The organism is Brevundimonas sp. NPDC007368 (genome assembly GCF_042869015.1).
GTDB lineage: Bacteria > Pseudomonadota > Alphaproteobacteria > Caulobacterales > Caulobacteraceae > Brevundimonas.
The window spans coordinates 230,088-243,417 of record NZ_JBIAFA010000006.1; the positions used below are offsets into that span (position 1 = coordinate 230,088).

Sequence of the window (13,330 nt, forward strand, 5' to 3'; positions counted from 1 at the left end):
CGAGGTCCCCCTACGACGGAGGTCGAAGGCCGAACCGGCCCCCTTCCCTTGCGACCCCGACCCTTATGTGGGAAAGGCCACGCGCGGTTTTGGCGGGCCGACGGGCCAGTCATGTCGCGACTGGACCAAGGAAGGCCGCTCATGCTCGAAACCTATCGTCTTCACGTCGCCGAACGCGCGGCCTTGGGCATTCCGCCGCTGCCGCTGTCGGCCGAGCAGACCGCCGACCTGATCGAGCTGATCAAGGCGCCGCCGGCGGGCGTAGCCGAGCAGGAACTGCTGGACCTGCTGACCCATCGCGTGCCGCCGGGCGTGGACGACGCGGCCAAGGTCAAGGCCTCCTTCCTGTCCGCCGTGGCTCACGGCGACTTCGCCGTGCCGTCGCTGTCGCGCGAGCGGGCGACCGAACTGCTGGGCACCATGGTCGGGGGCTATAACGTCAAGCCGCTGATCGACCTGCTGAACGATGCGGTCGTCGGCGCCGTCGCCGCCGAGGGTCTGAAGAAGACCCTGCTGATGTTCGACTTCTTCCACGACGTCGCCGAACTGGCCAAGGGCGGCAACGCCAACGCCCAGGCCGTGCTGAAGTCCTGGGCCGAGGCCGAGTGGTTCACCTCGCGCGACAAGGTCGCCGACAAGATCACCGTCACCGTCTTCAAGGTCACCGGCGAGACCAACACCGACGACCTGTCGCCGGCGCCCGACGCCTGGTCGCGCCCCGACATTCCGCTGCACTACCTGGCCATGCTGAAGAACGCGCGTCCGGGCATCACGCCGGAACAGGACGGCGTGCGCGGCCCGATGTCGTTCATCGAGGACCTGAAGGCCAAGGGCCACCTGGTCGCCTATGTCGGCGACGTGGTCGGCACCGGCTCGTCGCGCAAGTCGGCGACCAACAGCGTCATCTGGGCCACCGGCCAGGACATCCCCTTCGTGCCGAACAAGCGCTTCGGCGGCGTGACCCTGGGCGGCAAGATCGCCCCCATCTTCTTCAACACCCAGGAAGACTCGGGCGCCCTGCCGATCGAGGTCGACGTGACCAGCCTGAACATGGGCGACGTCATCGACATCTATCCCTATGAGGGCAAGATCGAGAAGAACGGCGAAAAGGTCGCCGACTTCGAGCTGAAGTCGCAGGTCCTGTTGGACGAGGTCCAGGCCGGCGGCCGCATCAACCTGATCATTGGACGGTCGCTGACCGCCCGCGCCCGCGAGGCCCTGGGTCTGGCCGCCTCGACCGAGTTCCGCCTGCCGGTCACGCCCGAAGACAGCGGCAAGGGCTTCACCGTGGCCCAGAAGATGGTCGGCCGCGCCTGCGGTCTGCCGGAAGGTCAGGGCATCCGTCCGGGCACCTATTGCGAACCGCGCATGACCACGGTCGGCTCGCAGGACACGACCGGCCCGATGACGCGCGACGAGCTGAAGGACCTGGCCTGCCTCGGCTTCTCGGCCGACATGGTGATGCAGTCCTTCTGCCACACCGCCGCCTATCCCAAGCCGGTCGACGTCAAGACGCACCGCGAACTGCCGCAGTTCATCTCCAACCGCGGCGGCGTGGCCCTGCGCCCCGGCGACGGCGTGATCCACTCCTGGCTGAACCGCCTGCTGCTGCCCGACACCGTCGGCACCGGCGGCGACAGCCACACCCGCTTCCCCATCGGCATCTCCTTCCCGGCCGGTTCGGGCCTGGTGGCCTTCGGCGCCGCCACCGGCGTCATGCCGCTGGACATGCCGGAGTCGATCCTGGTCCGCTTCAAGGGTACGATGCAGCCCGGCATCACCCTGCGCGACCTGGTCCACGCCATCCCCTACTACGCCATCCAGCAGGGCCTGCTGACGGTGGCCAAGGCCGGCAAGGTCAATGAGTTCTCGGGCCGTATCCTCGAGATCGAGGGCCTGCCGGACCTGAAGGTGGAGCAGGCGTTCGAACTGACCGACGCCTCGGCCGAGCGTTCGGCGGCGGGTTGCACCGTCAAGCTGAACAAGGAACCCATCATCGAGTACATGACCTCGAACATCGTGCTCATGAAGAACATGATCGCCGACGGTTACGCCGACGCCCGCACCCTGCAGCGCCGCATCGACGCCATGGAGGCCTGGCTGGCCGCGCCGAACCTGCTGGAGGCCGACGCCGACGCCGAATACGCCCACGTCATCGAGATCGACCTGGCGGACGTCAAGGAGCCCATCCTGTGCGCCCCCAACGACCCCGACGACGCGCGCCTGCTGTCGGAAGTGCAGGAGACCCCGATCGACGAGGTCTTCATCGGCTCGTGCATGACCAACATCGGCCACTTCCGTGCGGCCTCGCTGCTGCTGAAGGGCAAGAAGGACATCCCGACCCGTCTGTGGGTGGCCCCGCCGACCAAGATGGACGCCTCGGAGCTGACCAAGGAGGGCCACTACTCGACCCTCGGCGGCGCCGGCGCCCGCATGGAGATGCCAGGCTGCTCGCTGTGCATGGGGAACCAGGCCCAGGTGAAGGAAGGCGCGACCGTGGTCTCGACCTCGACCCGCAACTTCCCCAACCGTCTGGGCAAGGGCTCGAACGTCTATCTGGCCTCGGCCGAACTGGCCGCCGTCGCCTCCAAGATGGGCCGTATCCCCACCGTGGCCGAATACATGGCCGAGATGGGCGTCATCGACGCCGACCGCGACGAGGTCTACCGCTACATGAACTTCGACCAGATCCCCGAATACGCGGATCGCGTCGCAGCCGAATAAGGCGGACGATACTCTGAAAGACAAACGGCCGATGGAGCGATCCATCGGCCGTTTTCATGGGCGGCGCGTCTAGGTCGCCGTCTGTCCGATCATTGATCGGGCGACGGCCTCGGCGACCTTGATGCCGTCGACGGCCGCCGACAGGATGCCCCCGGCATAGCCCGCGCCTTCGCCGGCGGGAAACAGACCGCGCACGTTCAGGCTCTGGAAGTCCGCGCCGCGCGTCATGCGGATGGGCGAGGAACTGCGCGTCTCCACCCCCGTCAGCACCGCCTGGGCGTCGTCATAGCGAGGGATCTTGCGGCCGAAGACGGGCAGGGCCTCGCGCATCGCCGCGATCACATAGTCCGGCATAAGCGGGGCCAGATCAGTCGGGCGCACGCCTGGTCTATAGCTGGGCACGACCTCTCCCAGTGCGGTCGAGGGCCGTCCCGCCAGGAAGTCGCCGACCAGCTGGCCCGGCGCGAAATAGTCGCCGCCGCCCGCCGCATAGGCGCGCGTCTCCAGATCGCGCTGCAGCTCGATCCCCGCCAGCGGGTGGTCGCTGGGATAGTCCTCGGGCGAGATGCCGACCACGAATCCGGAGTTGGCGTTCCGCTCGTTGCGCGAATACTGGCTCATGCCGTTGGTGACGACGCGCCCCGGCTCGCTGGTCGCCGCCACCACCGTCCCGCCCGGGCACATGCAGAAGCTGTAGACGGTCCGCCCGTTCGAACAGTGGTGCGAAAGCGAATAGGCGGCCGCTCCCAGATCGGGGTGTCCGGCGCAGGGCCCGAACAGGGCCCGGTCGATCCACGACTGCGGATGTTCGATGCGGAAGCCGATCGAGAAGGGCTTGGCCTCGATATGGACGCCCCGGTCGTACAGGGTCTGGAAGGTGTCGCGCGACGAATGGCCGATGGCGAAGACCACATGATCGGCCTCCAGGAACTCCCCGGTGTGCAGATGCACGCCCCGCAGCGTGCCATTGTCGAGCTCGACATCGACCACCCGGTGTTCGAACCGGTACTCGCCGCCCAGGGCCTCGATCTTCTCGCGCATGGCCTCGACCATGGTCACCAGACGGAAGGTGCCGATGTGCGGATGCGCCTCGGTCAGGATCTCTTCCGGCGCGCCCGCCGCGACGAACTCGGTCAGGACCTTGCGGGCCAGGAAGCGCGGGTCCTTGATCTGGCTGTAGAGCTTGCCGTCGGAGAAGGTGCCGGCGCCGCCCTCGCCGAACTGTACGTTGGATTCCGGGTGCAGCTTGCTCTTGCGCCACAGCTCCCAGGTATCCTTGGTGCGTTCCCGCACCACCTTGCCGCGGTCGAGGATTATGGGCTTGAAGCCCATTTCGGCCAGGATCAGCCCAGCGAACAGGCCGCAGGGTCCGGCTCCGATCACGATGGGCCTCAGGCTCTGGTCTTTGGGCGCGACCGCAACCGGACGATAGGTGACGTCCGGCGCGGGGTGAACGTGCACGTCGTCCTTGAAACGGGCCAGCAACGCGGCCTCGTCCCTGACTTCGACGTCGACAATATAGACCTTCAGGATGGCGGACTTTCGACGCGCGTCGTGCGCCCGCTTCCAGACCGACCAGGAAACGATATCACCCGGCGGCACGCCCAGGCGGGTAGCGATCGCGGCGGGCAAGGCCTCCGGCGGGTGATCGAGGGGCAGCTTGAGTTCTGACAGGCGCAACATCGGTGTCTTGTAGCCGTTCGTGACGCCAAACGCATGAGGCAAGAGGCGGCGGTTGGCCTAAGAAAAAGGCCGGCGGATCGCTCCGCCGGCCTTTCCAGTTCTTGCTCGAAGCCGTCGCTTATTCGGCGGCGGCGGGCGTCTCGGCTTGCGGGCCGCCGGCCAGGTTGCGCAGGACGTAGGGCATGACGCCGCCGGCCAGCAGGTAGTCCAGCTCGGTCTGGTTATCGATGCGGCAGCGGACCGGGAAGCGGGCCATCTTGCCGTCCGACGGGCGGAACATCTCGACCCACAGGTCCTGACGCGGCTTCAGCTTGCCGATGTTGGCGTCGGTCAGGCCGCGGATGGTGACGATCTCCTCGCCCGTCAGCCCCAGCTTCTGCCAGCCGTCCTGCTTGAACTGCAGCGGCACCACGCCCATGCCGACCAGGTTCGAACGGTGGATGCGCTCGTAGCTTTCGGCGATGACGGCGCGGACGCCCAGCAGGCGGGTGCCCTTGGCCGCCCAGTCGCGCGACGAGCCGGTGCCGTATTCCTTGCCGGCGAAGACGACCAGGGGACGGCCTTCCGACTGATAGCGCATGGCCGCGTCGTAGATCGACATGGTGTCGCCCGACGGGAAGTGCTTGGTGACGCCGCCCTCGATGTCCGGGGTGATCTTGTTGCGGATGCGGATGTTGGCGAAGGTGCCGCGCATCATGACTTCGTGGTTGCCGCGGCGGGCGCCGTAGCTGTTGAAGTCCAGAGCGTCGACGCCGTGGTTGGTCAGATAGACCCCGGCGGGCGAGGCCTTCTTGATCGAACCGGCCGGGCTGATGTGGTCGGTGGTGATCGAGTCGCCGAAGATGCCCAGGATGCGGGCTTCGACGATGTCGCTGACCGGGGCCGGCTCCATCGACAGACCTTCGAAGTAGGGCGGGTTCTGGACGTAGGTGGAGGTGTCTTCCCACTCATAGGTCTGGCCGCCGGTGACCTTGATGGCCTGCCAGTGCTTGTCGCCCTTGAAGACGTCCTTGTAGCGCTTGGCGAACATGGCCGGGGTGACCGACTTCTTCTGGATGTCGGCGATCTCCTGCGAGGTCGGCCAGATGTCCTTCAGGAAGACGTCCTTGCCCTTCTTGTCCTGACCGATCGGGTCCTTGGTGATGTCGATGCGCATCGAACCGGCGATGGCGTAGGCCACGACCAGCGGCGGCGAGGCCAGGTAGTTGGCCTGGACGTCGGGGTTCACGCGGCCTTCGAAGTTGCGGTTGCCCGACAGGACCGAGGTCGCCACCAGGCCGTTGTCGTTGATCGCCTTCGAGATGGCCGGGTCCAGCGGGCCCGAGTTGCCGATGCAGGTGGTGCAGCCATAGCCCACCAGGTTGAAGCCCATGGCGTCCAGGTCTTTTTGCAGGCCGGCGTCGGTCAGGTAGTCGGTGACGACCTGCGAGCCGGGGGCCAGCGAGGTCTTGACCCAGGGTTTGACCTTCAGACCCAGGGCATGGGCCTTGCGCGCCACCAGACCCGCGGCGATCAGGACCGATGGGTTCGAGGTGTTGGTGCACGACGTGATGGCGGCGATGACCACGTCGCCGTCGCCGACAGTGAACTTCTCGCCTTCGACGGCGGCGCGCTCGGCGTCGGTCGGGCGGCCGAAGACGTCGGCCAGGGCGGTCTCGAACGAGGGTGCGGCGACGGTCAGTTCAACGCGGTCCTGCGGGCGCTTGGGACCGGCCAGCGACGGCACGACCGTCGAGATGTCCAGCTCCAGCACGTCGGTGAAGACAGGGTCTTCCGAGGTCTCGTCGATCCACAGGCCCTGAGCCTTGGCATAGGCTTCGACCAGGGCGACGCGCGCCTTGTCGCGGCCGGTGGCCGTCAGATAGTCGATGGTGGCGCGCGACACGGGGAAGAAGCCGCAGGTGGCGCCGTATTCCGGGGCCATGTTGGCGATGGTGGCCTGATCCTCGATGGTCATCCCGGCGATGGCGTCGCCGAAGAATTCCACGAACTTGCCGACCACGCCCTTCTTGCGCAGCATCTGGGTGACGGTCAGGACAAGGTCGGTGGCGGTGGCGCCTTCCGGCAGCTTGCCGGTCAGCTTGAAGCCGACGACTTCCGGGATCAGCATCGGGATCGGCTGGCCCAGCATGGCGGCCTCGGCTTCGATGCCGCCGACGCCCCATCCCAGAACGGCCAGGCCGTTGATCATGGTGGTGTGGCTGTCGGTGCCGACGACGGTGTCGGGATAGGCGACGGTCTTCTTGCCTTCGTCCAGGGTCCAGACGGTCTGGGCCAGGTTCTCCAGGTTCACCTGGTGGCAGATGCCGGTGCCGGGCGGGACGACGCGGAAGTTGTTGAAGGCCGAGGAGCCCCAGCGCAGGAAGTTGTAGCGCTCGATGTTGCGCTCATACTCGCGCTCGACGTTCTGGCCGAAGGCCTTGGCGTCGCCGAAGTGATCGACCATGACCGAGTGGTCGATGACCAGGTCGACGGGGACCAGCGGATTGATCTTGGCTGCGTCGGCGCCCAGCTTGGCCATGGCGTCGCGCATCGCGGCCAGGTCGACCACGGCGGGCACGCCGGTGAAGTCCTGCATCAGGACGCGGGCCGGACGGAAGGCGATCTCGTGCTCGACGGCGCCCTTGTTCTCGATCCAGGCGGCGACGGCCTTCAGGTCGTCCTCGGTGACCGAGACGCCGTCTTCGTTGCGCAGCAGGTTCTCGAGAAGCACCTTCATCGAGCGCGGCAGGCGGGAAATCCCGGCCAGACCGGCTTCCTCGGCGGCCGGAAGGCTGTAATAGGCGTATTTCTTGCGCCCGACCGAAAGGTCCTGACGGGTCTTGAGGCTGTCAATCGACGGCATGGAGAAGAGTCCTCTGACTAACGCCGCCCGACAATTCGGTTGCGCCTTCGCGCGCTGGACGCCGGGGCGCACAGGTCCCGGGCGCGCGCGGCGAAAGCCTGCTGCGGCGCTTGCGGATATAGTCCTGTGCGGGGAAGCCGTCCATGTATCCACAACGCTGTCATGGACATCGAGAATGGTTCGCAACTCGGCGGGGCCATGCTGAAGACGATCGACATCGAGGGCCTGAGCCTGTCGCGCGGCGAGCGCGTCCTGTTTCGGGGCCTGTCGTTGCGCCTTTCGGCGGGCGAGGCCGTAGCCCTGACCGGGGCCAACGGCGCCGGCAAGACCAGCCTGCTGCGCGCCGTGGGGGGCTTCATCCGGCCGGATTCGGGGACGATCACTTTTGTCGGCGCGGACGGTGAGGCGCTGGATTCGGAGGCCGTGCGGCAGGGCGGCGTCCATCTGCTGGGCCATCTCGAAGGGCTGAAGCCGACGCGGACGGCGCGTCAGGAGTTCGGCTTCCAGACGGCATGGCTTGGCGGGGATGAGGCCGCGCGCGAGGCCGCCGTCGCGCGGCTGTCGCTGGCGCCCCTGCTCGATCTGGAGACCCGCAAGCTGTCGGCGGGGCAGAAGCGTCGGCTGTCGCTGGCCCGGCTGGTGGCCGCGCCGCGCGCCCTGTGGCTGCTGGACGAACCCCTGGCCCCGCTGGACGAGCGCTGGCGGACGGTCGCCGCCGAGTTGATGGCGGCGCATCTCGCGTCCGGTGGCATGATCCTGGCGGCGGTGCACGATCCCCTGCCCGTTCCGGCGCGCAATCTGGATCTCGGGGGCCTGTCTTGAAGGCCGTGCGGGTCCTGTTCGGCCGCGAGCTGTCGCTGGCCTGGGGTGGGGGCGGCGGGCCTCTGCTGGCCTGCGGCTTCATGCTGTGCCTGACGGCCATCCTGCCGCTGGCGGCGGGCGGCGATCCGCGCGTTCTGGCCCCGACGGCTTCCGGCGCCAGCTGGATGGCTCTGGCCCTGGCCTCCCTGTTGTCGCTGGAGCGTCTGTTTGAGCGCGATCTGGAAGACGGGTCGCTGGACCTGCTGGCGCTCGGCCCCCTGCCGCTGGAGGCGACAGTGGCGATCAAGGCCCTGGCCCAGTGGCTGGCGACCGGCCTGCCGCTGGCCATCGCGGCGCCGGTGGCGGCTCTGGCCCTGGGCCAGCCGGCCCAACTGATCGGCCTGACGGCGCTGGCGGCGGCGCTCGGCGGTCTGGGTTTCGCCTTCACCGGGACGCTCGGCGCTGCTCTGGCCCTGGGGGCCAGGCGCGGCGGCCTGCTGATCGCGGTGGTGGTCCTGCCGCTCTTCATCCCGCCGGTGGTGTTCGGCGCGGGGGCCTTGACCCGGGCCGCGGGCGGCGGCGATCCGATGTCGGCCCTGGCCCTGCTGGGCGCCTATGTCCTGTTCGCGATGGTCATCGCCCCGGTCGCTGGAGCGGCGGCGATCCGAAACGCTCAGGGCTAGGAGGGTTCAGCGCGGCTTCAGGGTGACGTAAAGGGCGCCGTCGCCGCCGTGGCGCCGGTGGGCCGAGGCGAAGCCGGACACCACGCCGCGCAGGTGGGGGCCGGTCAGCCAGTCGTGCACAGAGCCGCGGATGATCCCGCCGCCGCGTCGTCCCTGCCCGGTGATGACCAGAACGGAGCGCAGGCCGCGCATCTGGCAGCTGATGAGGAAGCCGCGCAGCTGGTCCTCGGCCTCGAAGCGGCCGAAGCCGTGCAGGTCGATGCGCGCCTCGATCGGATCGCGTTCGCGCGACAGGCGACGCTGGCGGCGCGGCTCCAGCTCCTCGGGCGTCGGACGGGCGCGACTCGTCGTCGACTTGGCGGGAGCGACGAGGCCCAGGGCCTCGAAACTCGGCGTCTGATCGGGCGCCTTGCGCTTCTTGCCGGCGACGCCGCGCGCGGGCTTGGCGGCAACGAGCGGAGTTTCAGGATCAGGCACGACCGCGCCGGGGGTGACGCGGGCGGCCTTGCGGCGCGCGGGCGGGGTCACCGTGCCGGTCACCCTGGCCCAGATGCGTTTGTCGTCGTCAGTGGGGTCTGAAGGGCCTTTGCGGGCCACCTCAGTCCTCGCCGTCGAAGACGTCTCCGGGACCGGGCTCGTGGGCCAGCAGGTCGCCGGGCTGGCAGTCCAGTTCGCGGCACAGGGCGTCCAGCGTCGAGAAGCGCACGGCGCGGGCCTTGCCGGTCTTGAGGATCGACAGGTTGGCGACCGTCACGCCGACGCGGTCGGCGAGCTCCGTCAGCGACATGCGCCGTTCGGCGAGAATGCGGTCAAGTTGGACGCGAATGGCCATGGGGTGAGCTTAGCGTTTCCAGATCAGATCGTCAGTTCGGATTCGCGGCGCAGACGCGCGCCTTCGCGGAAGACCTCCGCCAGGACGAAGACGACGAGGATGGAGAAGACGGGGGTGAGCAGGTCGCTGACGCCCTGGGGCTCCATCACCCCGGGGGCCAGTCGCGCCGCCACCAAACCCTGGGCCACCCAGACGCCGCCGGTCACGATGGCCAGGATCAGACCGATCTGGCGCAGGCGGCGAACATTGTCGGGCTGGAAGGGGTCGCCCAGGGTCAGGGTGCGGAAAATCTTTCGCAGACCGCGCAGGATCATCAGGAAACCGCCGAAATAGGCGGTCATGGCGCCCACGCCGAACAGGAGCAGGGGGCGGGTCAGCGGGATCTGGCGGCCGTTGTCGCCGTCGGTGGCGGTGACGTAGAGACCGTCGATGGGAATGAAGATGGAGGCGACCCAGAGCAGCAGCAGCACGCCGGTGATCAGGGTCAGCAGGACATAGGCGACGTCCAGGGCGATCTTCAGCAGGCTGGAGACAGAGCCGGGGCCTATGGTTCTCAGATTGGGTGTCCGCAGGTTCGCGCCGGTCAGGCGCGGCGCTCTTATCCCGATAGCAGGCAGTTTCGGGAAGCGCATGAAGTCAGATCTCAGGCCGGGTGGTTCGGGCGGCGATCGCCGCGCGGGGTCCGGCGAACCCTCACGCGGCGCTATTCTTCGCGGTGTTCATGCTGATCGTCAAAGCCCCCGGTACGATCCAGAGCCGGATCACAGGCTCTGGACGACCATGGCGATGGCGGCGGTGGGCAGGGCGGCCAGCAGAAGGGCGTTGAAGAAGCCGTGGCCGACGCGGTCCATCCAGATCGAGGTTTTCATCGCTTGCATCGTATCTCTCCGTGATTGCACGATTTTCGTGCGTTTCTGTTGTGTCGCTGGGTGAATCTTGCGTCTTTCTCGCCTCGTCCGAACGGTGCGACCCCCGTTCTTGAGATTGAAGATAGGGGCGACCCCGCCGAAAAGCACGTTACATATCGTTTAACGATGTTAAACTTCCGCAATGCATCGGACAGGACTAAGGTCGCGTCATGAATCTCAAGCTGATCAAGGGGATGCGGCTGGTGGCCGCGACCCACAATCCGGGCAAGGCGCGCGAGATCGAAGCGCTGCTGGATGGAAATTACAGGATCGTCACGGCCGGCAGCCTCAACCTGCCTGAGCCGGACGAGACCGAGAGCACCTTCGTCGGCAACGCCATGCTGAAGGCGCGTCACGCCGCCGAGGCCTCGGGCGAGGTGGCTCTGGCTGATGACTCGGGCCTGTCGGTCGCGGCCCTGGACGGGGCGCCGGGCATCTTCTCGGCGCGTTGGGCAGGGCCGGGCAAGGACTTCGCCATGGCCATGAAGAAGGTCGAGGCGCGGCTGGAGGAGATCGGCGTCTCGGGATCTTTGGGGGATCGCCGCGCCTGGTTCACCTCGGCTCTGGCCGTGGCCTGGCCCGACGGCCCCTGCGTGGTGGTCGAGGGGCGCATCGACGGCGATCTGGTCTTCCCGCCGCGCGGCGACCGGGGTTTCGGCTATGACCCGATCTTCCGGCCGGAAGGTTCGGATCTGACCTTCGGCGAGATGGACCCGGTGGAGAAGGACGCCCTCAGCCACCGCGCCCGCGCCTTCGCCCGGCTCAAGGCGGCGCTGATTGACTGACGACCTGTCAGGTTCGCTCGCCCTCTATGTTCACTGGCCCTACTGCGCCCGCATCTGCCCCTATTGCGACTTCAACGTCGTGCGCGACCGGGGGCGGGTCGAGGAGCAGGCCGGGCTGGTCCAGGCCATCCTGGCCGACATGGAGGCGCAGGCGTCGCTGGTCGCGCCGCGTCGTCTGGCCTCGATCTTCTTCGGCGGCGGCACGCCGTCCCTGATGCCGCCGGAGGCCGTGGCGGCGGTGATCGCGCGAGCCAAGGCGCTTTTCCCTCCGGCAGGAGACATAGAAATCACGCTGGAGGCCAACCCCACCGACGCCGAGGCGGGCCGCTACGCCGCTCTGGCCGCCGCCGGGATCAATCGTCTCTCCATGGGGGTGCAGTCGTTCGACGACGCGGCCCTGACCTTCCTCGGTCGCGACCACTCGGCGGCGGAGGCCCGGCGGGCGGTCGAGACGGCCGCCAGGGCCTTCCCGCGTCTGTCCATCGACCTGATCTACGCCCGACCGGGGCAATCCGTGGCCGACTGGACGGCGGAACTGACCACGGCGCTGGACCTGGGGTTCGAGCACGTCTCGCCCTATCAACTGACCATAGAGCCGACGACGGCCTTTGGCCGGGCCTTCGCGCGCGGAACCCTGATCCCGCCGGACGAGGATCTGGCGGCGTCTCTCTATGAAGCCACACAAGACGTGCTCGAGGGTGCGGGGTTCGAGGCCTATGAGGTGTCCAACCATGCGCGCGACGTCGCGGCGCGCTCCAGCCACAATCTGCACGTCTGGCGCGGCGGCGATTATCTGGGCCTCGGCCCCGGCGCCCACGGGCGGCTGACCCTGGGGGGCGAGCGGACGGCCACGGTCGCCCACCGCCGCATCGCCGACTATGTCGCGGGCGTCGCCGCTGGAACGCCCTGGACCGAGCGTGAGACGATGGATGCGTCCGGCGCCGCCGAGGAACTGGTCCTGCTGGGTCTGCGCACCGTCGAGGGCGTGCCCCTGCCCTTGCTGCACAGGCTCGGTCTGTCCGAGACGACCGGACCGCTGGCCGACCTGATCGCCGACGGCTTTCTTGGACTGCAAGGCGGCCGCATCGCCGCCACGGCGCGGGGGCGGCCCCTGCTCGACGCCGTGCTGAAAGCCCTGCTGACCTAGGCGCTCGACCTAGACCCGAAGGGCCGGGGCTGGCAGGGTCGCGCCGATGTCAGACGCCTCCCTCTTCCCGCCGACCGCCCCGCCCGCGCGTTCCGTCGCGCCGGGCCTCTATCTGGTGGCCACGCCCATCGGCAACCTGCGCGACATGACGCTGCGGGCGCTGGACGTTCTGGCCGCCGCCGATCTGGTCCTGGCCGAGGACACACGCGTCACCGCCAAGCTGCTGACCGCCTATGGCCTGCGCGCCAAACTCGAACGCTGCGACGATCACGCCTCGGCGCGCGCCGCCGAGATCGCCGTAGAGCGTTTGAAGGCGGGCGAGGTCGTGGCCCTGGTCTCGGACGCGGGCACGCCCCTGGTGTCGGACCCCGGCTATGTCGTGGCCCGCGCCGCCATCAACGAGGGCCTGCCGGTCCATCCCATCCCCGGCGCCTCCAGCCTGCTGGCCGCCCTGTGCCTGGCGGGCCAGCCCGCCGACCGGGTGCTGTTCGCCGGCTTCCTGCCGCCCAAGTCGGGGGCGCGAAAGACCATGCTGGAGGAACTGCGCGTCGGGCGTCAGACCCTGGTCTTCTTCGAAAGCGGCCCGCGCCTGAAGGACAGCCTGACCGACATGGCGGTGGTGCTGGGCGACCGCCCGGCCGCCGTCACCCGCGAACTGACCAAGCTCTATGAAGAGGCGGTGCGCGGGACGCTGTCCGAACTGGCCGCCGATCCACGCTGCGACGCGCCCAAGGGCGAGATCGTCGTCGTCATCGGCCCCGGCGAGGCCGAGGTCGCCAGCGCCGCCGACGCCGACGCGGCCCTGGCCGAGGCCCTGACCCGCCTGCCGCCGGGCGAGGCCGCCGCCGAGGTGTCCAAGGCGCTGAACCTGCCCCGCAAGCCGCTCTACAAGCGGGCGCTGGAAATGCAGGGTCGGGGGTGA

11 protein-coding genes are annotated in these 13,330 nt (G+C 68.4%); 6 read left to right on the forward strand and 5 right to left on the reverse strand.

Going from position 1 to position 13,330, the window contains the following annotated elements; genetic code table 11:
• Positions 1-141: 141 nt before the first annotated feature.
• Complete coding sequence (gene acnB / locus ACFYLW_RS14590) at positions 142-2,724, forward strand: bifunctional aconitate hydratase 2/2-methylisocitrate dehydratase (protein ID WP_312063857.1); 2,583 nt, start codon at positions 142-144, stop codon at positions 2,722-2,724.
• A 69-nt stretch (positions 2,725-2,793) separates the two neighbouring features.
• Here acnB and ACFYLW_RS14595 read toward each other — a convergent pair whose 3' ends face one another.
• The gene (locus ACFYLW_RS14595) at positions 2,794-4,407 is read right to left on the reverse strand and encodes an NAD(P)/FAD-dependent oxidoreductase (protein WP_312063859.1); all 1,614 of its coding nucleotides are present in this window, start codon (positions 4,405-4,407) and stop codon (positions 2,794-2,796) included.
• Positions 4,408-4,525: 118 nt separating this feature from the next.
• The gene (acnA, locus tag ACFYLW_RS14600) at positions 4,526-7,252 is read right to left on the reverse strand and encodes an aconitate hydratase AcnA (RefSeq protein ID WP_312063860.1); all 2,727 of its coding nucleotides are present in this window, start codon (positions 7,250-7,252) and stop codon (positions 4,526-4,528) included.
• A gap of 198 nt (positions 7,253-7,450) precedes the next feature.
• Here acnA and ccmA point away from each other — a divergent pair, with 198 nt between their 5' ends.
• The gene (gene ccmA / locus ACFYLW_RS14605; protein ID WP_312063874.1) at positions 7,451-8,074 is read left to right on the forward strand and encodes a heme ABC exporter ATP-binding protein CcmA; all 624 of its coding nucleotides are present in this window, start codon (positions 7,451-7,453) and stop codon (positions 8,072-8,074) included.
• Positions 8,071-8,736 (forward strand): heme exporter protein CcmB, encoded by a 666-nt coding sequence (gene ccmB / locus ACFYLW_RS14610; RefSeq protein ID WP_312063862.1) that lies wholly within the window; start codon positions 8,071-8,073, stop codon positions 8,734-8,736. Before ccmA ends, ccmB begins: the two co-directional genes overlap by 4 nt.
• Positions 8,737-8,742: 6 nt before the next feature.
• Here the strand turns inward: ccmB and ACFYLW_RS14615 are convergent, their stop codons facing one another.
• The 3 genes from ACFYLW_RS14615 to ACFYLW_RS14625 are packed head-to-tail and all read right to left on the reverse strand — an operon-like array spanning position 8,743 to position 10,200.
• Positions 8,743-9,333, reverse strand: a complete 591-nt coding sequence (locus ACFYLW_RS14615) for a Smr/MutS family protein (RefSeq protein WP_312063864.1) — start codon at positions 9,331-9,333, stop codon at positions 8,743-8,745.
• A 1-nt stretch (position 9,334) separates the two neighbouring features.
• A complete protein-coding gene (locus tag ACFYLW_RS14620; protein ID WP_292084896.1) occupies positions 9,335-9,568 on the reverse strand; it encodes a helix-turn-helix transcriptional regulator in 234 nt (77 codons plus the stop codon).
• A 23-nt stretch (positions 9,569-9,591) separates the two neighbouring features.
• Complete coding sequence (locus tag ACFYLW_RS14625; protein WP_312063865.1) at positions 9,592-10,200, reverse strand: DUF2975 domain-containing protein; 609 nt, start codon at positions 10,198-10,200, stop codon at positions 9,592-9,594.
• A gap of 446 nt (positions 10,201-10,646) precedes the next feature.
• Between ACFYLW_RS14625 and rdgB the strand changes: the two genes are divergently transcribed.
• Genes rdgB through rsmI form a run of 3 tightly spaced genes read left to right on the forward strand, consistent with a single transcriptional unit; the run spans position 10,647 to position 13,330 of the window.
• A complete protein-coding gene (gene rdgB / locus ACFYLW_RS14630) occupies positions 10,647-11,261 on the forward strand; it encodes an RdgB/HAM1 family non-canonical purine NTP pyrophosphatase (RefSeq protein ID WP_312063866.1) in 615 nt (204 codons plus the stop codon).
• Complete coding sequence (gene hemW / locus ACFYLW_RS14635) at positions 11,254-12,408, forward strand: radical SAM family heme chaperone HemW (protein ID WP_312063867.1); 1,155 nt, start codon at positions 11,254-11,256, stop codon at positions 12,406-12,408. The genes rdgB and hemW overlap by 8 nt, the downstream gene beginning before the upstream one ends.
• Before the next feature lie 46 nt (positions 12,409-12,454).
• Entirely contained in the window at positions 12,455-13,330 is an 876-nt protein-coding gene (rsmI, locus tag ACFYLW_RS14640) for a 16S rRNA (cytidine(1402)-2'-O)-methyltransferase (RefSeq protein WP_292084904.1), read from the forward strand.